The organism is Aquicoccus sp. SU-CL01552 (genome assembly GCF_040365005.1).
Taxonomy (GTDB): Bacteria; Pseudomonadota; Alphaproteobacteria; order Rhodobacterales; family Rhodobacteraceae; genus Antarcticimicrobium.
The window spans coordinates 103,472-122,778 of the sequence record NZ_BAABWV010000011.1; the positions used below are offsets into that span (position 1 = coordinate 103,472).

Below are 19,307 nucleotides of genomic sequence, written 5' to 3' on the forward strand. Positions count from 1 at the left end.
CTCAGGCCTCCTTTTTCATGCGGTAGCGGAAATCACAGTGGCTGGCGCCCTTCATGATCGTCTGGGTCCGGGTCATCTCGATCTCCGGGTTGTAGCCGATGCAGAAATCGCCATCGCGGTTGCACGACAACAGGTGGCCGATATCGCCCAGCCCCATCTCCTGGTACATCTCCGCGTAGCGGCATTTCACGACGTTGAAGTCCATCTTCTCTTCGGACATCTCGATGGTCTCGATCCTCAGCGCGTCCTCCCGGGTCCAGTTTGGCTGGATCTCGGCGAAATCCGTCAGGTCGGGCGCATGGCCCAGGTTGTCGGCCAGCATCTGCCCTTGCTCGATCGCGGATTTCGAACAGGCCGCGCCGATCACCGCCTCGGCCTCTTCACGGCCCGAGCGCTCGGTGATCACGTCGAGCACATGCTTGAGGATCATCGCCTCGATCTTGCGCCGCATGAGGATCGGAATGTCGTTCAGGTCCATGCCTTTGGCCTCTGCCATTGGGGTCTCCGTCATAGGTTGATTTCCTTGTGATCCTGGCGTTTGAGCCAGGCCAGATAGGTCGGTGCGACGCGGCGCACGATGCCGTGCACCGGGAAGGGATGCGGTTTCGTCACCGGAAGCGCAAGCTCGTCTTCGGGCTGGCCTGTCGCGGCACGCGCCAGTTCCCGCCCCAGCGAGGTGCCAAGCGCCACGCCGCGCCCGTTGCAGCCAATCCAGGCCCAGCCGTCTGGTCCCAGTTTATGCACGCGCGGGAACCGGTCCCAATTCATGCCGATATAGCCCGACCAAACGTGGGTCATCTCGGGCACACCCAGGTCGGGGAACGCCTCGGCCAGATTGCGGGCCGCCTTCTTCCGCACCCGGTTGGCCACGTCGATGGATCCCATCACCGCCCCGCCGGTGATCAGCCGGTTGCGCGCGTCATAACGGAAGAACCGCAGATCACCACGCGTGTCCGACACCGCCTGGCGCCCCGGCAGGATCTTCTGCCGCAGGTTGTCGCCCACAGGCTCGGTTGCCATCTGCCAGCTCAGAACCGGCACGATGGAGTGGGCGATGCGCGGCGCAAGACGCGGGGCCAACTCGCCGGTATAGGCGTTGCTCGCCATGATCAGCGCGCGGGCTTTCAGAGTGCCTTGCGGCGTCTTGATGACCCATTCGCTGCCGACCCGTTCATAGGACAGCGCCGGGCTTTCCTCGTGGATCACCGCGCCCAGATGCTCGGCCACACGGGCCATTTCCCGCGCCAGGGCGAGCGGGTTGATGTGCCCACCCGTCGGGTTGTACATGCCGCCATGCCAGAACTCCGTGCCCAGCATGTCGGCACAGGCTTTGGCGTCCTTCAACTCCGCCGGAAAGCCATGGCGTTGCCAGGCATCCACCCGTTTTTGCGACAGCTTCACGCGACCGGGGCTGTGCGCGGGCTGGAACCAGCCGCTTTGCTCGGCCTCGGCCTGCATGTCGAATTCGCGCACCAGGTCGAACAGCACATCGCCCGAGTTTCCGATCAGGCGGACCATGCGCTTGCCCGCCTCGCCATAACGCGAGACCCAGACATCTGGCTCGGCCGAGGTCAGGATCGGGATCACCTGCCCGTTGTTGCGCCCGGATGCACCCCAGCCCACGGCCTTGCCCTCGAGCACGGTGACCGCATGGCCGCGTTTTCGCGCCTCGATGGCCGCCGAAAGGCCGGTGAACCCGGCGCCGATCACCGCGACGTCGGTCTCTTCAACGCCTTGCAAGGACGCGGACAGGTTGCGTTCCATTGCCGTGGCGGCCCAGAGCGATTTCGGGAATTCAACCGACATCATGCAGCCCCTTCCGTGGTGCGGCCCGCCACTTCCTGCGGCAACCAGAACCAGCGCAGCGACTCTTCCTCGGGCGACAGGTCCTGCGCGGCCTCAAGGCCTTGCTTCTTGGCGCTTTCAGCCAGGCGTCGCGCGTCTTCAAGGCAGGTTTCAAAATCGGGCACCGCGTCCTTGGTCGCGGCAGACTCCTGCCAAAGCGCAGAGAGCGCGGATGGGCAGCCGTCCTCAAACGAGGGCGTGGCGCGCCAGATGCCCTCGACCGCATCAAGCTGATAGTAGGCCAACATGTCCAGCCCGTGTTGGGCGACAAAGCGGATCGCCGCAGCGATCTTGTCCACGTCCTCGTCGTCAAAGAACCAGTTCACACCAAACCGCGCCCAGCCCGGACGGAAGATCGAATGGCCGTGCAGCACAGCGGCCTCGTGGCGGGCGCTGCTCTGCTGGTCGATCCCCAGCAATTCATGCCCATAGGGTCCGGCACAGGAACAGCCGCCACGGGCCTGGATGCCGAACAGGTCATTGAGCAGGGCCACGACATAGTTGTGATGCAACAACTTGCCTTTGACGCGCAGGTTGAACGAGAAGATCCCAAGGCGCGGCACGTTCGAGGGGCCCAAAAGCTCCATGCCCGGAATGGCGCGCAGGGCGTCTTCCATCCGACGGGTCAGGACGGTTTCGCGAGCCTCGACCCGGGCCTCGTCCATGTCGCGCTTGAGCTGCATCACCATGCCGGCGCGGATGTTGTCGACGATGGCGGGCGTACCGCCCTCTTCGCGATGCTCCGGGTCGGAGATATAGCTGTGCCCCTCGGCGGTAACATAGCTCACCGTGCCGCCGCCCGTCAGCGTCGGACGCGCGGTGTCGAACAGGCTGCGCTCGGCGATCAGCACGCCCGAGGCCCCCGGCCCGCCGGGAAACTTGTGCGGCGAGATCACCGCCGCGTCGATCCGGTCGCCCGCGCCGTCAACGGTCTCGGCCAGGTCGACGGGCATGTAGGGCGCGGCGGCCGCGTAATCGGCCACGCAATAGGCGTCATGCGCATGGAGCAGGCGCGCGATGGCGCGCAGGTCGGTGCGCACGCCGGTCACATTGGACGCGGCAGAGAATGCGCCGATCTTGAGCGGCGCATCCGCATGGGCCTCCAGCTCGCGCTCCAGCGTCTCGACACAGATCGTGCCAGCCTCGTTGAGCGGCACCCGCACAAGGGTCGCGCCGCTTTCGCGCCACGGCAGATCGTTGGAGTGATGCTCATAGGGGCCGACAAAGACGACAGCCTGCGCAAGACCTTTCATCGCAAAGGCCCGCACCAGCTTGTCGACCGCCCCGGTCGCGCCGGAACCGGTGAAGATCACCGCGTGGTTCTCATCGGCGTTCACCGCCTTTCGCACCGCCTCGCGGGCCATTTCCCGCAGTTGCGTGGTGCGCCGCCCGACGAAAGAGGTCTCGGTGTGGGTATTGCCGTAATAAGGCAGCACATGGGTGCGGATCGCATCCTCGATGAACCCGAGCGCGCGCCCGGAGGCGACGTAATCGGCATAGATCAGCGCGCGTGGACCGAAGGGGCCGGAGATCGCCGCCCCCTCGCCAATCAGGGCGCTGCGGATATCTTTGAATTCCATTGACATGTCTCGTCCTCAGGCGGCATCCGGCTGCAGCGACGGGGGGGTCCAGTCGCGGCCGGGGATGGATGACAGAAGGTTCTGCGTATAGGGGTGCTGCGGGTTGGCAAAGACCTCGGCGGTCAGCCCGCTTTCGACGATTTCGCCCTTTTGCATCACGATGATCCGGTCGCAGAGTTGCGCCGCGACCCGCAGATCGTGGGTCACGAACAGCAGCGACAGGTTGAGCCTGTCGCGCAGGTCCGCGAGCAGCTTGAGCACCTGCGCCTGCACCGAGACGTCCAGCGCCGAGACCGGCTCGTCGGCCACGATCACCTTGGGCTCCAGCGCAAGCGCACGGGCGATGCCGATCCGCTGGCGCTGTCCGCCGGAGAACTCATGCGGGAACCGGTTGGCGGCGGCGGGCGAAAGCTCGACCAGCTCCAACAGCTTCTTGGCCTGCTCCCGGGCCTTCGCGGGATTGGCGCCATGCACGATCGGGCCCTGCGCGATCAGGTCGACCACCCGCTTGCGCGGATTGAGCGAGGCCATCGGGTCCTGGAACACCATCTGGATATGCTGGCGCAGCGCCCGCAGCTCTTTCGGCGTGGCGGCCAGAAGGTCCGTCCCGTCCAGCTCGACCGAGCCCTGGTCGCACTCCAGCAGGCGCGTCACGATCCGCGAGACGGTAGTCTTGCCCGACCCGCTTTCGCCAACTACGCCCAGGGTCTCGCCCTGGCGCAGCTCGAAACTCAGGTCCTTGACCGCCGTCACCGCCTTGCGCTTGCCTGAGAGCATTCCGCCCCTTGCGGCAAAGGTCTTTTTCAGCCCGGTGCCCTTGAGCACCACCGGCGCCTCGGAGGCCGCCTTGACCGGCGGCGGCGTCAGTGCGGGAACCGCCCCGATCAGCGCCTTGGTATAGGGATGCTGCGGATGGTTCAGCACCTCGTCGGTGGTGCCGCTTTCGACCAGCTCGCCGCGACAGAGCACGGCGACCTTGTCGGCGATCTCCGCCACCACGCCGAAGTCATGGGTGATGAACAGAACCCCGGCGCCTTCATCGTCCTGCAACTCGCGGATCAGCTTGAGGATCTGCAACTGCGTGGTCACGTCGAGCGCCGTGGTCGGCTCGTCCGCGATGATCAGCTTCGGCGACAGCACCAGCGACATCGCGATCATCACCCGTTGCCGCTGCCCGCCGGAGATCTGGTGCGGATAGGCGTTGTAGGCCGAAGCCGGATCGGGAATGTGCACCCGTTCGAGCATCTCGATGGCGCGGGCCATCCGCTCTGCCTTGTTCATCTTGGTGTGCAGGCGCAGCACCTCGTCGATCTGCCAGCCCACGGTTTTCTGCGGGTTGAGCGCGGTCATCGGCTCCTGGAAGATCATCGAGATATCAGCGCCGCGCAGGCCACGCATCTGCGCCTCGGATTTGCCGCGCAGCTCTTCGCCCATGAACCGGATCGCGCCGCCGGTGACGCGCACGTGCGGTTCGGGCAAAAGGCCCATGATCGCCCCGGCGCACAGTGACTTGCCGGAGCCGCTCTCCCCCACCAGGCAGACGATTTCGCCGGCCTTGATGGTCAGATCGAGCGACTCGAGCGCATAGGGGCGGTCAGCCCCCTTGGGCAGCGAGATCTCCAGCTTGCGAAGTTCGAGTACGGATCGAGGTATCTTTTTCATTTCTTCTGCCTCGGATTGAGCGCGTCGTTCAGCCCCTCGCCCAGAAGCGAGAAGGAGAGCACGGTAAGGATGATCGCGATGCCGGGGATCACGGCGCAATAAGGCGCCGAGCGCAGAACCGCGCGACCCTGGCCGATCATGTTGCCCCAGCTGGCATAGTTCGGATCGCCCAGCGCCAGGAACGCCAGTGCGCTTTCCATCAGGATCGACAACGCCATGATGACCGAGGCATAGACCACGATCGGCGGCAGGGCGTTCGGCAGGATCTCGCGGAAGATGATCGAGGTGTTCGACACCCCGAGATTGCGCGCCGCATCGACGAACTCGCGGCCCCGCAGCGACATGAACTCGGCGCGCACCATGCGGGCCGGCGCGGTCCAGCTGACGATCCCGATCGCCAGCGTGATCCATTCGATCTTCGAGCCCATGATGGCGACCAGCGCCAGCAGCAGGACAAAGTTCGGAATCGTCTGGAACGCCTCGGTGACGCGCATCAGAACGTCATCGACCCAGCCGCCGAAATAGCCGGCCAGGGCGCCGATCACGACGCCGATGACGATGGCGACCAGCGTGGCGACCACCCCGATCAGGAGAGAGATGCGCGCGCCGTAAAACACGCCGGAGAGCACATCGCGCCCCAGCTGGTCGGTCCCCAGCGGTGTCTCCCAGTTGACGAAGGGCGGGGTCAGCGGTGCGCCGGCGCGGCGCAGCGGGTCACCGGGGTCGATGAACCCCGCCGACAGCGCCATGAGCACCACCACGGCAAAGAGGACCAACCCCAGGAGCGCGGCGCGGTTGCGTTTGTAGCGGCGCCAGAACATCACGTAGCGCGGCGGCTCGGGCGGGGCGATTTGAGCATCTGCAAGGGTCATGCGAGTTCGATCCGGCTGTCGAGACGTGCATAAAGCAGGTCGGTGAGGAAATTGACGACGACGACGATGATGGCGCAGAGGAAAATGATGCCCATCAGCGTGTTCATGTCGCGCTGCACGACGGACTGGTAGGCAAGCTGCCCCAGCCCCGGCAGGGTGAAGATGGTTTCGACCACGATCGAGCCGCCCAGCACGGTGGAGAATTGCAGCCCCAGCAGCGTGACCACCGGCAAAAGCGCGTTGCGCATGATGTGGTGGATCATCAGGCGGCCTTCCTTGGCCCCTTTCGCGCGGGCGGTGCGGACATAGTCGAGATCAGCGACCTCCATCACGGAGGCCCGCATCAGGCGCAGGTAGAACGCCAGGTAGATCAGCGACAACGCCGCCGTCGGCATGATCAGGTGGCGCGCCACGTCCCAGACGTGATCCCAGCCGGTGTAGAAGGCGGCGATGGTCTTGATTCCGCCCACCGGCAGCCAGCCGAGCTTGACGGAAAAGACCAGCATCAGCATCAGAGACAGGAAAAACGACGGCGTCGCATAGAACACGAGGCCAAGGACCGAGATCAGGTTGTCGGTCGCGGAATAGGCGCGGCGCGCAGCAATGGCGCCCAGCGCGATGCCCGCCGTGAAGGCGATGCTCAGCGATGCCGCCATCAGCAGCAGGGTGGTGCCGAGACGTTCCATCAGGACAGTCGAGACCGGCTGTTCATAAACGAAGGACCAACCGAAATCGAACGTGGCCAGTTTGGTCATGTAGCGCCAGAGCTGAACCCAGATCGGCTGATCAAGCCCGTATTCCGCCCGAAGCCGGGCGATGAAGGCGGCATCGGCCCCGCCCATGTCGCCGACCAGCGCATCGACCGTGTCGCCGGGCGCGAGCTTGAGCAGGAGGAACGTGCCGATCATGATCAGGATGACCACGGGAATGGCCTGGACCAGGCGCCGCAGCGCGTAGGTCAGGATTGGGGGCATACGCAAAGTCATTGTTCTTGGATCCTTCGGGATCATAAGCAAGGGGCAGGAAGGCGGCGGGCGCGAGGGGAACCGCGCCCGCCAGGGATCAAGTCAGTGCTCGATCCACAGGTCGTACCAGCTCGAGGAGTTCCACCGCGGGGTGTTGTGGTGGTTGTGCAGCTTCTTGGAAGTAACCGAGATGAACGGGTGTTCGATCGCGAAGAACACCGGCAGCTCTTCCATCGCCTTGGCCTGGATCTCGTGGTACATCGCGGCACGTTTCTCGACGTCGAGCTCGGAGGCCGCCTCGTCGATCATCGTGTCGATTTCATCGCTTTTCCAACCGAACTGGTTGGTCCAGGGCGTGCCTTCCGGCTGACCGGAACGCAGCCAGACCATGGTGGAAACCGCCGGGTCCGAGCGGAACTGGTGCCAGCCGTTCGCGGTGTCGAAATCATGATCGCGGTAGACGCCGTTCAGGAAGCCCGGCGCATCGTTGGTCAGGATCTCCACATCGATGCCGATTTCCTTCATTGCCTGGGCATAATACTCGGCCCAAAGCTGGGTGTATTCGCCCCAGGGCGCCGGGCGGTGACGCAGGTGGAAACGATAGCCATCGTCCTTGACCGGGTAACCCGCCTCGTCCAGCAGCTTCTTGGCCAGTTCCGGATCATAGTCATAGGTCGGCACGTCGTCGGTGTAGTTGATGCCGCCCGCACTCGGGACAGGACCGCGGCCCGGCTTGGCAAAGCCATGCATGATCGTCTGGATCGCATAGTCGATGTCGAGGCCATGATACATCGCCTGGCGTACCTTCAGATCGGCCATGATCGGGTTGCGGTGATTGAATTCCACCGTCGAGTGGGCGACGTTGTTCTCATACCCCATGGTGCCGACATCGAACTGGTCGTCCTTGCTGAACCGGTCGACGTCCGCCATCGAGACCCCGATAAAGCCAGATTCCTGCACTTCGCCCGCTTCCAGCGCGGCCGCGGCGGCGGATTTGTCCTTGATGAAACGCCAGACGATACGGTCGAGATAGGGGAACCCTTCGCGCCAGTAATCCTCGTTCTTTTCGGCCAGAACGTATTGCCCGCGCTGGTATTCGACGAACTTGAACGGGCCGGTGCCGACCGGTGCGGTGTTGTACTCGTTCTTGAGGATGTCCGTGCCCTCGTAGAGGTGCTTCGGCACCGGGTGGCCCAGGTCGGGCATGGCAGCCACGAACAGCTCGATCGGCATCGGCTTGGAGTAGTTGAACACGGCCGTATGCGGATCGGGGCAGTCGACGCTCTCTAGGTTCGCCTGCAGCGCCGAGGAGTAGTTCAGCAGCTTTTTCCAGAGTTCGATGGCGGAGAAGGCAACGTCATCGCACGTGAACGGCTCGCCATCGTGCCAATTGACCCCTTCGCGCAGCTTCAGCGTGATCGTCTTGCCGTCTTCCGAGCCCGACCATTCCGTCGCCAGCACCGGCTCGTAGCCGTCATAGCTCTTGTCGATCAGCGGCTCCATGATCTTGCCGGTGATGTTGTAAACACCGGTGGAGGCGCGTAGGCCCGGGTTCAGAATACGCTGTTCGGAAATCATGTGGATGACGGCGGTGCCGCCCTTCTGGACCTCTTCCTCTGCGCGGGCCGTCAAGGCCACGGAGCTCAGGGCCCCGGTCATGGCGAGCGCAAGCCCCGCCTGTTTCATCTTCGAAGTCATCTTTCCTGGCTCCCTTGGTCGGTTGATCGGCCCTGAACGGGCTCATGGGGTGGTGTTGCCACCTTACCTGACGGCAGCACCCTGTGTCAGTCAACATCAAAACCCAACTTTTGACACAAGTTTGGAAAAAAATTCTACACAATGATTAAAAGTTGGTGTTACCATCCCCTTATGATTGAAAACACTGGGACACAAAACATGGCAAGAACCGCATGGATCACCGGCGCCGGCTCTGGAATCGGCGCCGCCATGGCGCAGCGCTTTGCAAACGCCGGATATCGCGTGGCCCTCACGGCACGCGGGCGCGACAGCCTCGCGGCCGTGGCCGCCACCCTGCCCGACCCGGAGGCCGCACTGATCGTGCCGGGCGATGTGACCGATCGTGACGGCATGGCGCAAATCGCCCGGAAGGTCGCGGACTGGGGCGGTGGTCTGCACGTGCTGTGCAACAACGCCGGGCTCAACATCCCCAAGCGCAGCTGGGCCGACCTCGACTGGGACAGCTGGGACCAGGTGATCGACGTCAATATCACCGGCGCGCTCAACGTGATCGGCGCCTGCCTGCCGATCATGCGCGAACAACAGGACGGGGTGATGATCCACACCTCGAGCTGGGCCGGACGCTTTCATTCGCCGGTGAGCGGCGTGGTCTACGGCGCCTCGAAACACGCGCTGTCCGACATGTCGCTCAGCCTCAACGACGAAGAGGGCAAGAACGGCATCCGGTCAACCGCACTCTGCCCCGCCGAGGTCGCTACCCCCCTGCTCGCCAAGCGCCCCGGCTTCGACGCTGCGAAAATGGCCGCGATGATCCAGCCGGAAGACATGGCGAAAACCGCGCTTTTCGTGGCCGAGATGCAGCCAGGCATCTGCCTTCCCGAAATCGTCCTGTCCCCCGTCCGCACATAATTTCCCGGAGATACCCACATGACCCATCCCGTCAAAGGCATCGACCATTGCTTTGCCCTCGTCGATGACCTCGACGCCGCCGCCGCGCAATACGCGGCGCTCGGCTTCACCCTCTCGCCGCGCGGCACCCATTCCGCCGCCAAGGGTACCGCCAACTACACCATCATGTTCCCCGAGGACTACTTCGAGCTTCTGGGCGTCCTCGAACCGACCGAGTTGAACGCCGCCCGCCGCGCGATGCTGGCCACCAAGGGCCAGGGGCTGCATGCCATCGCCTGCCGGATCGACAGCGCCGAACAGGCCGCCGAGGCGCTCTCCGAGCTTGGCATCGCGACACAGGGGCTGGGAAGTTTCTCGCGTCCCGTTCCCCTACCCGATGGGTCTGAGGGCATCGCGGCCTTTTCCACCGTCAGTTTCACCCCGGACGACCTGCCGCTCGGCATGGTCTTCATGTGTCAACACAAGACCCGCGACACCGTCTGGGTGCCAGAGCTTCTGACCCACGCCAACACCGCCTGCGGCCTCGATGCGATCCTCGCCATCTCCGAAACGCCGGAGAGCGATGCCGCCCGCTTCGCCCGGCTCTGGGCCAAGGGGTCCGTCAGTCCCGAGGACGGGCTCACCACGGTCACGACCGGCCCGAACTCGGCGCCGCTGATCCTTGCAACGGCCGACCGCATGGCGGCCCGCTATCCCGATCTTGACCTCTCCGCCACCGCCAAGGGCGGGTTCACCGTGCTGCGCGTCAAGGTTCAAAGCCTTGATTCCGCAAAAGATTGCCTGCTAGCGTCGCAGGTGACCTTCCGCGAGACCGCCACCGGCCTCGCCGTCGCCCCCGAGTTTTCCGCAGGTGTCCTTTTGGAGTTTGTTCCCGCATGACTGAACCCCGCCGTCGCAAGACCGGTTCGAAACCGATCGAAAGCATTACCTTCGACGAGATCGACCGGCGCATTCTGGAAATCCTGCAGAACGACAGCGACACCCCGGTTCAGGCCATTTCCGATGCCGTCGGCCTCTCCGCCAACCCCTGCTGGCGGCGCATCAAGCGGATGGAGGAGGCCGGTGTCATCAAGAAACGCGTGGCCCTGGTCGATCAGGCCCGGGCCAACGTGCCGCTCACCGTCTTCATCGGCGTCAGCACCTCGCACCACGGGATCGACTGGCTGCACAAGTTCCGCGACCTGATCGACGAGATCCCCGAGGTCGTCGAGGCCTACCGGCTCACCGGCACGGTCGATTACATCCTCAAGGTCGTGGCGCCCGACATTGCCACCTATGACTCGGTCTACAAGCAGATGATCCGCAAACTCGAGTTCAGCCAGGTCAATTCGATGATCTCGATGGAAGAGTTGAAATTCACCACTGCCGTCCCGACGACCTATCTGTGATCCCGTCGCTTGGCCACCAGCGGGGCGGGTCGACAACATGACGGATTTCCGAGCGGGCAAGCGGAGAGAGGAAACGCCGGATGAGTCAGCATTCGAAGCGCTCGAAGGGCGCAAGGCGGTTCTGAGAGAAGAAGTCCTCTGTCAGTCGACCCGATCCTGGGCGCGGCAGCTTATGGTATTCTTTCATGAGGTTTTCGCCATGACACCATGTGCCTGACGTCAATGCCAACCGGACAGTTCAAGGGTTTGACCAACGAAGATGCGGTCATCGAGGCCATGTTAGAACGAGGGAAAATTCTGGATCATCGAGGAACGCCGCAGCCATAACGGCTTGATTTCAAATGGTTGCAACGCTCCCCATTGCGCCTCCGGCGGGGATATGTGGAGTGGAAGGAAGGGAGGGGGCAGTTGCCCCCCGGGCACATCGACACCGATCAGGCGCGCACGCGTTCCGACTTGGGATCGTACATCGGTTTCAGCGAGACCTCGGCGGCCACGCGGGAGCCGGCCACGTCGATCTCGTAACGCGAGGCCAGTACCTGCTGCGCGGTTTCGCCGGTGCAGGGAACATAGCCCATCCCGATCGCCCCGCCCAAATGGTGACCATAAGCGCCGGAAGACAGGTAACCCACGATCTGACCATCCCGCAGGATCGGTTCGTTGTGATAGAGCAGCGGCTCGGGGTCGGTCAGGCGGAACTGCAAAAGGCGGCGGTCCAGCCCGGCCTCCTTCTTGCGCAGCACCGCATCGCGGCCGATGAAATCGGGCTTGGCTGTCTTGACGGCAAAGCCCAGCCCGGCCTCTAACACGTGATCCTCGCAGGTGATGTCATGGCCGAAATGGCGGAACGCCTTTTCGATCCGGGCGCAATCCATCATGTGCATACCACAGAGCTTGAGGCCCATCCCCTCGCCGGCCTGCCAGATGGTTTCAAAGGCATGGGCCGCCATGTCGGCGCTCACGTAGATCTCCCAGCCCAACTCGCCCACGTAGGAGACGCGATGCACACGGGCAAGGCCAAGGCCCAGCTCGACCTCCTGCGCGGTGCCGAAGGGGTTGGTGGCGTTCGAGAAATCCCCCGGCGACACCGACTGCATCAGCTTGCGCGCATCGGGGCCCATCACCGCCAGCACACCCTCGCCCGCCGTCACGTCGATTATCACCGCGCGATACTCGCCCAGGTGGCGGCGCAGCCAGGTCTCGTCGGCCAGACGGGTCGCGGCGGGGGTGACGACCAGATAGGCGGTCTCGGACAGGCGGGTGACGGTAACGTCGGCCTCGATCCCGCCGTGCGCGTTGAGAAACTGGGTATAGACGATCTTGCCCGCAGGCACCGACAAGTCGGCGCCGCAGACGTGGTTAAGGAAAGCCTCGGCATCGGGACCCTCGATGCGCAGCTTGCCAAAGCTGGTCATGTCGTACATGCCGACCCCGCCGCGCACGGCGGCCAGTTCCCCGGCCACGTTGTCAAAGAAGTTCTGCCGTTTCCACGTGTATTCATACTCGGCCGCCTGACCGGGCCGGGCGAACCAGTTGGCCCTCTCCCACCCCGCCAACTCGCCAAAGACCGCACCACGTTCGGCCAGGTGGGCGTGGAGGGGCGAGCGCCGCACACCCCGCGCGCTGGCCTTTTGCCGGAACGGGTAGTGATCGGCGTAAAGCAGGCCCAGCGTCTCGGTGGCGCGTTCGACGAGATAGCGTTTGTTGCCCTGAAAGGGATGCATCCGCGAAATGTCGACGTCGCCCAGGTCAAAGGGCTTTTCGCCGTCCTGCATCCATTGTGCCAGCGCCATGCCGGCGCCGCCCGCGCTCTGGATGCCGACCGAGTTGAAGCCGGCGGCGACCCAGACGTTGTCCATCTCGGGCGCCAACCCGAGGTGATAGGCATCATCGGGCGTAAAGCTCTCCGGTCCGTTGAAAAAGGTATGAATCCCCGCATCGGCCAGCATCGGCATCCGGTTCACCGCCCGTTCCAGGATCGGTTCGAAATGGTCGAAATCCTCGGGCAGCTGGTCGAACTCGAATGTGTCGGGGATGCCGCCCATGCCCCAGGGTTTGCTGACCGGCTCGAAGGCGCCCAGCAGGATCTTGCCCGCGTCCTCCTTGTAATAGGCGCATTCATCCGGCACCCGCAGCACCGGAAGTTGCGTCAGCCCGGCGATCGGCTCGGAGACGATGTAGAAATGTTCGCAGGCCTGAAGCGGCACATTGATGCCGGCCACGCGCCCGACCTCATGCCCCCACATGCCGGCGCAGTTGACGATCATGTCACAGGCGATGTGCCCGTCGCTGCCATCCTCGCCCTGCCAGTCGACACCGGTGACGCGACGGTGGTTGCGGGCGATCCCGGTGACCTTGATCCGTTCGCGGACGATGGCGCCGCGCTGGCGCGCTCCCTTGGCCAGGGCCAGCGCGATATTGGCCGGATCGCCCTGCCCGTCCTTGGGCAGGTAGACCCCGCCCAACACCCCGTCGAGGTTCAGGTGCGCATAGCGCGCGCCGACCTCGTCGGGGGTGATCTCCTCGATCTCGACGCCAAAGGCGCGGGCCATGGCGGCCTGTCGCCACAGTTCCTCGCGGCGTTCCTCGGTCAGGGCCACGGTGATCGACCCGACCCGCTTGAACCCGGTGGCGACACCGGTTTCGCCCTCCAGCTCGCCGTAAAGCTCCTGGCTGTACTTGGCGAGTTTGGTCATGTTGGCGGTGGCGCGCAGCTGCGCGATCAGGCCGGCGGCGTGCCATGTGGTGCCGGAGGTGAGCTGTTTGCGCTCCAGCAGGACAACATCGGTCCAGCCCAGCCTGGTCAGGTGATAGGCGACCGAACAGCCGACGACACCGCCGCCGATGATGACCACGCGGGCCTGGGTGGGAAGGTTGGACATGGGATCGGCTCCTTGCTGGCGGATCAATAGACCGGCGGGGCGATGACCCAGATCGCCACCGCCAGTTCGGCGTAGGGGTTGGCCCAGCGGAACGGTTCACCGCGAATGCGGAAGGTGTCGCCGGAATCGATGGTAAAGGCGCGCGTGCCGATCTCGAGATCGAGCCGCCCGGTGACAAGATAGGCAAGTTCCTGCGTCGGGCGCTGCGTTGCCGTTTCCAGTCGCGTGCCGGGATGAAAGGTCGAGTGGATTACCTCGAAATCGTCGGTCAGGTCGGGCGAAAGCAATTCCTCGACCAGCCCGTCGTCGCCCGGCCCCATCGGCCGCCGCGCCCCGGCGCGCACCACATAGCCCTGCTCCTCCGCCGGGGCGCGGGCCGCACCGAACAGCAGCGACAGCGGCACGTCGAAACAGGCGGCGATCTGGCGCAGGTCGGCGATCGAGGGTTCCGACATGTCCCGCTCGACCTGGCTGAGCCAGCCCACCGAGCGACCGAGCGTTTCCGCCAGTTCCGCTAGGGTCAGCCCGCGGGCGCGGCGCAGCGCGCGCAGGTCGGCACCCAGTCCCTGCGGTCGATCTGGCGGCGCGTGGTTCATGCCCCTGTCACCCCTCGTTTCCGTGAAAATTCATCGTCATTTTTCATGATTGCGTGATTCGGTGAAAATTTCACCCATTTTTTCATAACGATTTGCGTTTCTTCCCGATCCGCTGTCCGGTCAACGCCCGGTTCATAAGCACCGAAGCGCCTTTGGGACGGAATCGCCACCATACTTTCTGCGCCGCAGCATTTTCCATGCCCGGCAGACCCGGCGCCGGGATAGACTGGAGACGGCTCAGCCGTGGGAGGCCAAGCTGCGCCGCGGAACCGATTGCAAGGAGATGCGGAAAATGTGCCTGACCGCAGAAGCGCTCGCGCTGTTTCTGAACCTGCTGGACCCGGGGCTGATTTCCTCAGACGCCGGGCGGATCACCGTCCACGCCACCGAGGGAAAGGCCGTCTGGGTTCTGACCGAGGCGGATGGATGGTGCACCATGGCGCCCCAGATCGACCGGCTGGCGCGGTTCGATTAATCCACTGCGACCTGCGCGAAGACCCGGTCGAGGATCGCCGTCAGCGCCCGGGCGTCCTGTTCGGTGAAGGCATCCGGGAGGTTGCTGTCGATGTCGAACACCCCGATCAGCCCCCCGGAGCCGTCACGCACGGGAAGCACCAGTTCCGAGCGGGTGGTGCTGGCGCAGGCGATGTGATCGGCGAATGCCTCGACATCCGGCACCAGCTGCACCGCGCCGGTCCGCGCCGCCGCGCCACAAACGCCACGGGCGAACGGGATGGTCAGACAGCCATGCCCGCCCTGGTAGGGGCCGATCTTGAGCAACTCGGGCGCCACCACGCGATAGAACCCGGTCCAGTCGAACCGGTCGTCCGACTGGTGCACCTCGCAGGCGACGGTCGCCATCAGGGCGATGGGATCAGTCTCTCCATCGGTTAGCGCGGCGATGGTCCCGGACAGGCTGTCGTAGTCGACGCGCATGGGCGGCCCCTTTTCCTGCGCCGGGGGCCGCAACCGGCCCCCGAATGACCCTCGGGTCAGACCCGTTCGATGGCGATGGCGGTGCCCTCGCCGCCGCCGATGCAGATCGCGGCGACCCCGCGCTTGAGCCCGCGCGTTTCAAGCGCGTTCAGCAGCGTGACCATGATCCGCGCGCCGCTGGCGCCGATCGGATGGCCCAGAACACAGGCGCCGCCATTGACGTTCATGATGTCGCGCGGAATGCCCATTTCGTGCATGAAGGCCATGGGCACTACCGCAAAGGCCTCGTTGACCTCCCACAGGTCGACATCGCCGATCGTCCAACCGATCCGGTCGAGCAGTTTGCGCGCCGCCGGAACCGGGGCGGTGGCGAACTGCGACGGAGCCTGTGCGTGCGAGGCATGGCCGAGAATGCGGGCGCGGATGGTGAGCCCCTGCGCCTCGGCATGATCGCGCGAGGCCAACACCAGTGCCGCCGCCCCGTCCGAGATCGACGAGGAGTTCGCCGCCGTCACCGTGCCATCCTTGCGAAAGGCCGGTTTCAGCATCGGAATCTTCTCGGGCCGGGCCTTGCCGGGCTGTTCGTCGCGGGTCAGGACCTCTTCGCCGGTGCGGGCGTGGATCGTGACCGGGGTGATCTCGCCCTCGACGGCACCGGAACGCTCGGCCTCCAGCGCGTTGTCGAGCGAAGCGATGGCATATTGGTCCTGTGCCTCGCGCGTGAACTGGAACGCCTCGGCGCAATCTTCGGCAAAGGTGCCCATCAGGCGCCCCTTGTCATAGGCATCCTCGAGCCCGTCCAGGAACATGTGGTCGATCACCTGTCCGTGGCCGATCCGCGCCCCGCCGCGCATCTTGGGCAGCAGGTAGGGCGCGTTCGACATGCTCTCCATGCCACCGGCGATCATCACGTCGTGATTGCCCAGCGCGATCTGGTCCCAGGCCAGCATCGCCGCCTTCATGCCCGATCCGCACATCTTGTTCAGCGTGGTGGCCGGCACCTCCTGGCCCAGCCCGGCGGCGAACCCGGCCTGACGCGCCGGCGCCTGGCCCTGGCCGGCCGGCAGCACGCATCCCATCAGGACTTCGTCCACCGTTTCCGTCCCGGCCCCCTGCAGCGCCGCGCGGATCGCCGCGCCGCCCAGTTCGGCGGCGGGAACGCCATCGAACATGCCTTGGAATCCGCCCATCGGCGTCCGCGCCGCCCCCGCGATCACGACCTCTTTCATTCGACATCCTCCCCTCAAGACGGACAACAGATTGGTAACGATTCCGGTCTAGCCTGATCGCATCGAAAACGCCACCAAAGGACCGTTATGGAGTTGACCAGCACCCGGCAGGGCGATGCGCGCATCGTCACCGTACAGGCGGACCGGATCGATGCCGCCGTCGCCATTCAGTTCAAGGATCGCATGCGCCTGGAGACCGAGGGGGGGCCGGACCGGGTGATCCTGAACCTGTCATCGGTTTCCTTCATCGATTCCAGCGGGCTGGGCGCCATCGTCGCCGCGATGAAACAAATGGGCGCCGGGCGCCGGCTCGATCTGGCCGGCCTGTCGCCGATGGTGGAAAAGGTCTTTCGCCTGACCCGGATGGATACCGTTTTCACCCTGTTTCCGTCGCTGGACGACGCGATGGCCGAGCTTGGAGCATGACAGCCGGTTCTGCCCGAAGCCGGCTGGCCCGCCTGTCCGATGTCACAACAGTTTTCACATAAGTTCCAAGCAGCCAGCCCGGCCGCGCGCGAGGGAATCGCCGGGGTCATGGCACGATTGCAGGCGATGGGCCTTCCGCCGAAGGCGGCGGAGAACGTGGAGATCGCCTTTGCCGAGGCGGTCAACAATGTCATCGAACATGCCTATTGCGGTCGCAAGGGGCACAAGATCGCGGTCCGCGCCCGGTTATCGAAAACCGCGCTGGAACTGACGCTCAGTGACAACGGCAGGCCGTTGCCCGGCGGGCATGTCCCGCGGGAATCGTGCCTCGACCTGGACCGCCCCCGCAACGAATTACCCGAGGGCGGGTTCGGCTGGGGATTGATTCACCAGCTGACCGATCACGTCCGCTACGAGCGCAGGAACGGACGAAACCTGCTATCGCTGCTGTTTCGCCTGACCGAAGCAAACGGGTGATCCGGCGGCGCGCGCCCTGAAACCGCCGCAATCGCTCCCAACTGCTGCCCGATTGCCGGGTGACAAAGGGGATGTAGCTGCAACAAGCTTCCCTCGGTGCCGTGCTGCAATTGCCCCCACCCATTGCGCGGCGCCGAGGCCTTTCCCCCCGCACCCTACACCGGTTGGCTTTCCCGCCGCCGCGCCCTACTGTCCCGAACGGACAGGACAAGGGGGACATCCATGCGCGATTTTCACAGGCCCGGACGGTCGGAGGTACTGGCGGCGAACGGCGTCTGCGCCACCTCGCATCCGCTGGCGGCACAGGCCGCGGTCGAGATCCTGAAGCAGGGCGGAAACGCCATGGACGCAGCGATTGCCGGGGCGGTCCTGCTGGGTATCTGCGAGCCGCAGATGACCGGGATCGGCGGCGATTGCTTTGTCCTGCACTCCGATCCGTCAACCGGCGAGATCAAGGCGCTGAACGGCTCGGGACGGGCCCCCGCCGCGGCCAGCGCGGCGGCCCTGCGCGATGCAGGCGAATCCACCGTGCCTGTCTACAGCCCCCACGCGGTCACCGTTCCGGGCGCGGTCGACGCGTTCTGTCACCTGTCCGAAACGGTCGGTCGGATCGGGCTGGACCGCATCCTCGCGCCCGCGATCCACTATGCCGAAGAGGGGGTGCCGGTGGCCCCGCGCGTGGCCTTCGACTGGGGCAACGAGGCCGCCAAGCTGCAGGGCGCGGCGCGAACCAATTACCTGATCGACGGCAGGCTGCCCAAGGTGGGCGAGCTCTTTCGCGCGCCGGGCCAGGCCGAGGTGCTGCGCCGGATCGCGCGCGACGGGCGTGATGCCTTTTACACCGGCGAGGTGGCCGAGGATATCTGCGCCACACTGAATGCCTTGGGCGGCGTTCATACCGTCGAGGATTTCGCCGCCACCCGCTGTGACGAGACAACACCGGTCTCGGGGCCCTACAACGGGGCCGATCTGTTCGAACATCCGCCCAACGGCCAGGGCGCGACGGCGATCCTGATGCTGGGGATCCTGTCGCATTTCGACATCGCCGGCATGGACCCCTTTGGTGCCAAGCGCGCCCATGTGGAGGCCGAGGCGGCCAAGCTGGCCTATGACGCGCGCAACCGGTTCATTGCCGACCCCGACCGCACCGCGCGGCTGGAGCATATGCTCGCCCCCGAAACCGCGGAACGGCTGGCCGGGCTGATCGACATGGGCCGGGCGATGGACAGCCCCGCCGCCGTCAGCGAGGCGGTGCACAGGGACACGATCTATATCACGGTGGTCGACCGCGACCGCATGGCAGTGTCGCTGATCTATTCAATCTATCACGGCTTCGGATCGGGCATCGCCAGCGACAAGTTCGGCATCCTGCTGCAGAACCGCGGCGCCGGGTTCACCCTGCAGGAGGGACACCCGAACGAGCTGACCGGCGGCAACCGCCCGATGCACACGATCATTCCGGGGATGCTGCGGGACGGTGACGGGGCGCTGATGCCCTTTGGCGTGATGGGCGGCGCCTATCAGCCCAACGGCCATGCGCGGCTGGTCAGCAACCTGCGCGATTTCGGGATGGACCTGCAGGCCGCGGTGGATGCGCCGCGCTGTTTCTCGGACGCCGGCACGATGAAGGTCGAGCGCGGCTATTCCGACGCCGTGCGGCAAGACCTGACCGACCTGGGCCACAAGGTGGATATCCCGGATGCCCCGATTGGCGGCGCCCAGGCGATCCGCATCCGTGCCGACGGTGTGCTGGAGGGGGGCAGCGACCCGCGCAAGGACGGCTGCGCGCTGGGGTACTGATCACCGGCGCCGGGCGGCAACGCCCGGCCCGTGGTTCCCCTT

Annotated in this window: 18 protein-coding genes; 7 read left to right on the forward strand and 11 right to left on the reverse strand. The window is 65.1% G+C overall.

The window, feature by feature from the left end:
* Position 1: 1 nt before the first annotated feature.
* The 7 genes from ABWV23_RS13595 to ABWV23_RS13625 form a co-directional block, all read right to left on the reverse strand.
* Positions 2 to 511, reverse strand: a complete 510-nt coding sequence (locus ABWV23_RS13595; protein ID WP_353348623.1) for an L-2-amino-thiazoline-4-carboxylic acid hydrolase — start codon at positions 509 to 511, stop codon at positions 2 to 4.
* Positions 508 to 1,806: an NAD(P)/FAD-dependent oxidoreductase gene (locus tag ABWV23_RS13600; RefSeq protein ID WP_353348625.1), complete on the reverse strand. Its 1,299-nt coding sequence runs from the start codon at positions 1,804 to 1,806 to the stop codon at positions 508 to 510. The genes ABWV23_RS13595 and ABWV23_RS13600 overlap by 4 nt, the downstream gene beginning before the upstream one ends.
* Positions 1,806 to 3,425 (reverse strand): aminotransferase class V-fold PLP-dependent enzyme, encoded by a 1,620-nt coding sequence (locus tag ABWV23_RS13605; RefSeq protein ID WP_353348627.1) that lies wholly within the window; start codon positions 3,423 to 3,425, stop codon positions 1,806 to 1,808. Before ABWV23_RS13605 ends, ABWV23_RS13600 begins: the two co-directional genes overlap by 1 nt.
* 15 nt (positions 3,426 to 3,440) lie before the next feature.
* Positions 3,441 to 5,087, reverse strand: a complete 1,647-nt coding sequence (locus ABWV23_RS13610; protein ID WP_353348629.1) for an ABC transporter ATP-binding protein — start codon at positions 5,085 to 5,087, stop codon at positions 3,441 to 3,443.
* On the reverse strand, positions 5,084 to 5,959 hold the full coding sequence (locus ABWV23_RS13615) for an ABC transporter permease (protein WP_353348631.1): 876 nt from the start codon (positions 5,957 to 5,959) through the stop codon (positions 5,084 to 5,086). Before ABWV23_RS13615 ends, ABWV23_RS13610 begins: the two co-directional genes overlap by 4 nt.
* Complete coding sequence (locus ABWV23_RS13620) at positions 5,956 to 6,945, reverse strand: ABC transporter permease (protein ID WP_353348633.1); 990 nt, start codon at positions 6,943 to 6,945, stop codon at positions 5,956 to 5,958. The genes ABWV23_RS13615 and ABWV23_RS13620 overlap by 4 nt, the downstream gene beginning before the upstream one ends.
* Before the next feature lie 81 nt (positions 6,946 to 7,026).
* Positions 7,027 to 8,622, reverse strand: a complete 1,596-nt coding sequence (locus ABWV23_RS13625) for an ABC transporter substrate-binding protein (protein ID WP_353348635.1) — start codon at positions 8,620 to 8,622, stop codon at positions 7,027 to 7,029.
* A gap of 198 nt (positions 8,623 to 8,820) precedes the next feature.
* On the opposite strand from ABWV23_RS13625, the gene ABWV23_RS13630 reads away from it, so the two are divergent.
* From ABWV23_RS13630 to ABWV23_RS13640, 3 genes are read left to right on the forward strand one after another with little or no spacing between them, the layout of a single operon-like run.
* Positions 8,821 to 9,531, forward strand: coding sequence for an SDR family oxidoreductase (locus ABWV23_RS13630; protein WP_353348637.1), 711 nt, complete (start codon positions 8,821 to 8,823; stop codon positions 9,529 to 9,531).
* Positions 9,532 to 9,549: 18 nt separating this feature from the next.
* The gene (locus ABWV23_RS13635; RefSeq protein WP_353348639.1) at positions 9,550 to 10,410 is read left to right on the forward strand and encodes a VOC family protein; all 861 of its coding nucleotides are present in this window, start codon (positions 9,550 to 9,552) and stop codon (positions 10,408 to 10,410) included.
* The gene (locus tag ABWV23_RS13640) at positions 10,407 to 10,919 is read left to right on the forward strand and encodes an Lrp/AsnC family transcriptional regulator (protein ID WP_353348641.1); all 513 of its coding nucleotides are present in this window, start codon (positions 10,407 to 10,409) and stop codon (positions 10,917 to 10,919) included. Before ABWV23_RS13635 ends, ABWV23_RS13640 begins: the two co-directional genes overlap by 4 nt.
* 434 nt (positions 10,920 to 11,353) lie before the next feature.
* Here ABWV23_RS13640 and ABWV23_RS13645 read toward each other — a convergent pair whose 3' ends face one another.
* Positions 11,354 to 13,801: a GcvT family protein gene (locus ABWV23_RS13645; protein ID WP_353348643.1), complete on the reverse strand. Its 2,448-nt coding sequence runs from the start codon at positions 13,799 to 13,801 to the stop codon at positions 11,354 to 11,356.
* A 23-nt stretch (positions 13,802 to 13,824) separates the two neighbouring features.
* Positions 13,825 to 14,397, reverse strand: coding sequence for a helix-turn-helix domain-containing protein (locus ABWV23_RS13650; protein WP_353348645.1), 573 nt, complete (start codon positions 14,395 to 14,397; stop codon positions 13,825 to 13,827).
* A 292-nt stretch (positions 14,398 to 14,689) separates the two neighbouring features.
* Between ABWV23_RS13650 and ABWV23_RS13655 the strand changes: the two genes are divergently transcribed.
* On the forward strand, positions 14,690 to 14,872 hold the full coding sequence (locus ABWV23_RS13655; RefSeq protein ID WP_353348647.1) for a hypothetical protein: 183 nt from the start codon (positions 14,690 to 14,692) through the stop codon (positions 14,870 to 14,872).
* Here the strand turns inward: ABWV23_RS13655 and msrC are convergent.
* Both msrC and ABWV23_RS13665 read right to left on the reverse strand, forming a co-directional pair.
* Positions 14,869 to 15,333 (reverse strand): free L-methionine (R)-S-oxide reductase MsrC, encoded by a 465-nt coding sequence (gene msrC / locus ABWV23_RS13660; protein ID WP_353348649.1) that lies wholly within the window; start codon positions 15,331 to 15,333, stop codon positions 14,869 to 14,871. The two genes, ABWV23_RS13655 and msrC, sit on opposite strands and share 4 nt — an antisense overlap.
* A 56-nt stretch (positions 15,334 to 15,389) precedes the next feature.
* Positions 15,390 to 16,562 carry a thiolase family protein gene (locus tag ABWV23_RS13665; protein ID WP_353348651.1) on the reverse strand — a complete coding sequence of 391 codons (1,173 nt, stop codon included), beginning with the start codon at positions 16,560 to 16,562 and terminating at the stop codon, positions 15,390 to 15,392.
* Between the two features lie 87 nt (positions 16,563 to 16,649).
* Between ABWV23_RS13665 and ABWV23_RS13670 the strand changes: the two genes are divergently transcribed.
* The 3 genes from ABWV23_RS13670 to ABWV23_RS13680 all read left to right on the forward strand — a co-directional run bounded on the left by ABWV23_RS13670 (position 16,650) and on the right by ABWV23_RS13680 (position 19,265).
* Entirely contained in the window at positions 16,650 to 16,988 is a 339-nt protein-coding gene (locus tag ABWV23_RS13670; RefSeq protein ID WP_353348653.1) for an STAS domain-containing protein, read from the forward strand.
* Between the two features lie 108 nt (positions 16,989 to 17,096).
* Positions 17,097 to 17,465, forward strand: a complete 369-nt coding sequence (locus ABWV23_RS13675) for an ATP-binding protein (protein WP_353348655.1) — start codon at positions 17,097 to 17,099, stop codon at positions 17,463 to 17,465.
* Between the two features lie 222 nt (positions 17,466 to 17,687).
* Positions 17,688 to 19,265, forward strand: a complete 1,578-nt coding sequence (locus ABWV23_RS13680; protein WP_353348657.1) for a gamma-glutamyltransferase family protein — start codon at positions 17,688 to 17,690, stop codon at positions 19,263 to 19,265.
* Positions 19,266 to 19,307 lie beyond the last annotated feature (42 nt).

What these genes read in the sequence shown, in the direction of transcription:
- ABWV23_RS13680 (WP_353348657.1), top strand. Translation starts at nt 17,688, where the DNA reads ATGCGCGATTTTCACAGGCCCGGACGGTCGGAGGTACTGGCGGCGAAC.
- ABWV23_RS13650 (WP_353348645.1), bottom strand. Translation starts at nt 14,397, where the DNA reads ATGAACCACGCGCCGCCAGATCGACCGCAGGGACTGGGTGCCGACCTG.
- ABWV23_RS13670 (WP_353348653.1), top strand. Translation starts at nt 16,650, where the DNA reads ATGGAGTTGACCAGCACCCGGCAGGGCGATGCGCGCATCGTCACCGTA.
- ABWV23_RS13630 (WP_353348637.1), top strand. Translation starts at nt 8,821, where the DNA reads ATGGCAAGAACCGCATGGATCACCGGCGCCGGCTCTGGAATCGGCGCC.
- ABWV23_RS13645 (WP_353348643.1), bottom strand. Translation starts at nt 13,801, where the DNA reads ATGTCCAACCTTCCCACCCAGGCCCGCGTGGTCATCATCGGCGGCGGT.
- ABWV23_RS13595 (WP_353348623.1), bottom strand. Translation starts at nt 511, where the DNA reads ATGACGGAGACCCCAATGGCAGAGGCCAAAGGCATGGACCTGAACGAC.
- ABWV23_RS13600 (WP_353348625.1), bottom strand. Translation starts at nt 1,806, where the DNA reads ATGTCGGTTGAATTCCCGAAATCGCTCTGGGCCGCCACGGCAATGGAA.
- ABWV23_RS13675 (WP_353348655.1), top strand. Translation starts at nt 17,097, where the DNA reads ATGGCACGATTGCAGGCGATGGGCCTTCCGCCGAAGGCGGCGGAGAAC.
- ABWV23_RS13615 (WP_353348631.1), bottom strand. Translation starts at nt 5,959, where the DNA reads ATGACCCTTGCAGATGCTCAAATCGCCCCGCCCGAGCCGCCGCGCTAC.
- ABWV23_RS13605 (WP_353348627.1), bottom strand. Translation starts at nt 3,425, where the DNA reads ATGGAATTCAAAGATATCCGCAGCGCCCTGATTGGCGAGGGGGCGGCG.
- ABWV23_RS13665 (WP_353348651.1), bottom strand. Translation starts at nt 16,562, where the DNA reads ATGAAAGAGGTCGTGATCGCGGGGGCGGCGCGGACGCCGATGGGCGGA.
- ABWV23_RS13620 (WP_353348633.1), bottom strand. Translation starts at nt 6,945, where the DNA reads ATGACTTTGCGTATGCCCCCAATCCTGACCTACGCGCTGCGGCGCCTG.
- ABWV23_RS13655 (WP_353348647.1), top strand. Translation starts at nt 14,690, where the DNA reads ATGTGCCTGACCGCAGAAGCGCTCGCGCTGTTTCTGAACCTGCTGGAC.
- ABWV23_RS13610 (WP_353348629.1), bottom strand. Translation starts at nt 5,087, where the DNA reads ATGAAAAAGATACCTCGATCCGTACTCGAACTTCGCAAGCTGGAGATC.
- ABWV23_RS13635 (WP_353348639.1), top strand. Translation starts at nt 9,550, where the DNA reads ATGACCCATCCCGTCAAAGGCATCGACCATTGCTTTGCCCTCGTCGAT.
- ABWV23_RS13640 (WP_353348641.1), top strand. Translation starts at nt 10,407, where the DNA reads ATGACTGAACCCCGCCGTCGCAAGACCGGTTCGAAACCGATCGAAAGC.
- ABWV23_RS13625 (WP_353348635.1), bottom strand. Translation starts at nt 8,622, where the DNA reads ATGACTTCGAAGATGAAACAGGCGGGGCTTGCGCTCGCCATGACCGGG.
- msrC (WP_353348649.1), bottom strand. Translation starts at nt 15,333, where the DNA reads ATGCGCGTCGACTACGACAGCCTGTCCGGGACCATCGCCGCGCTAACC.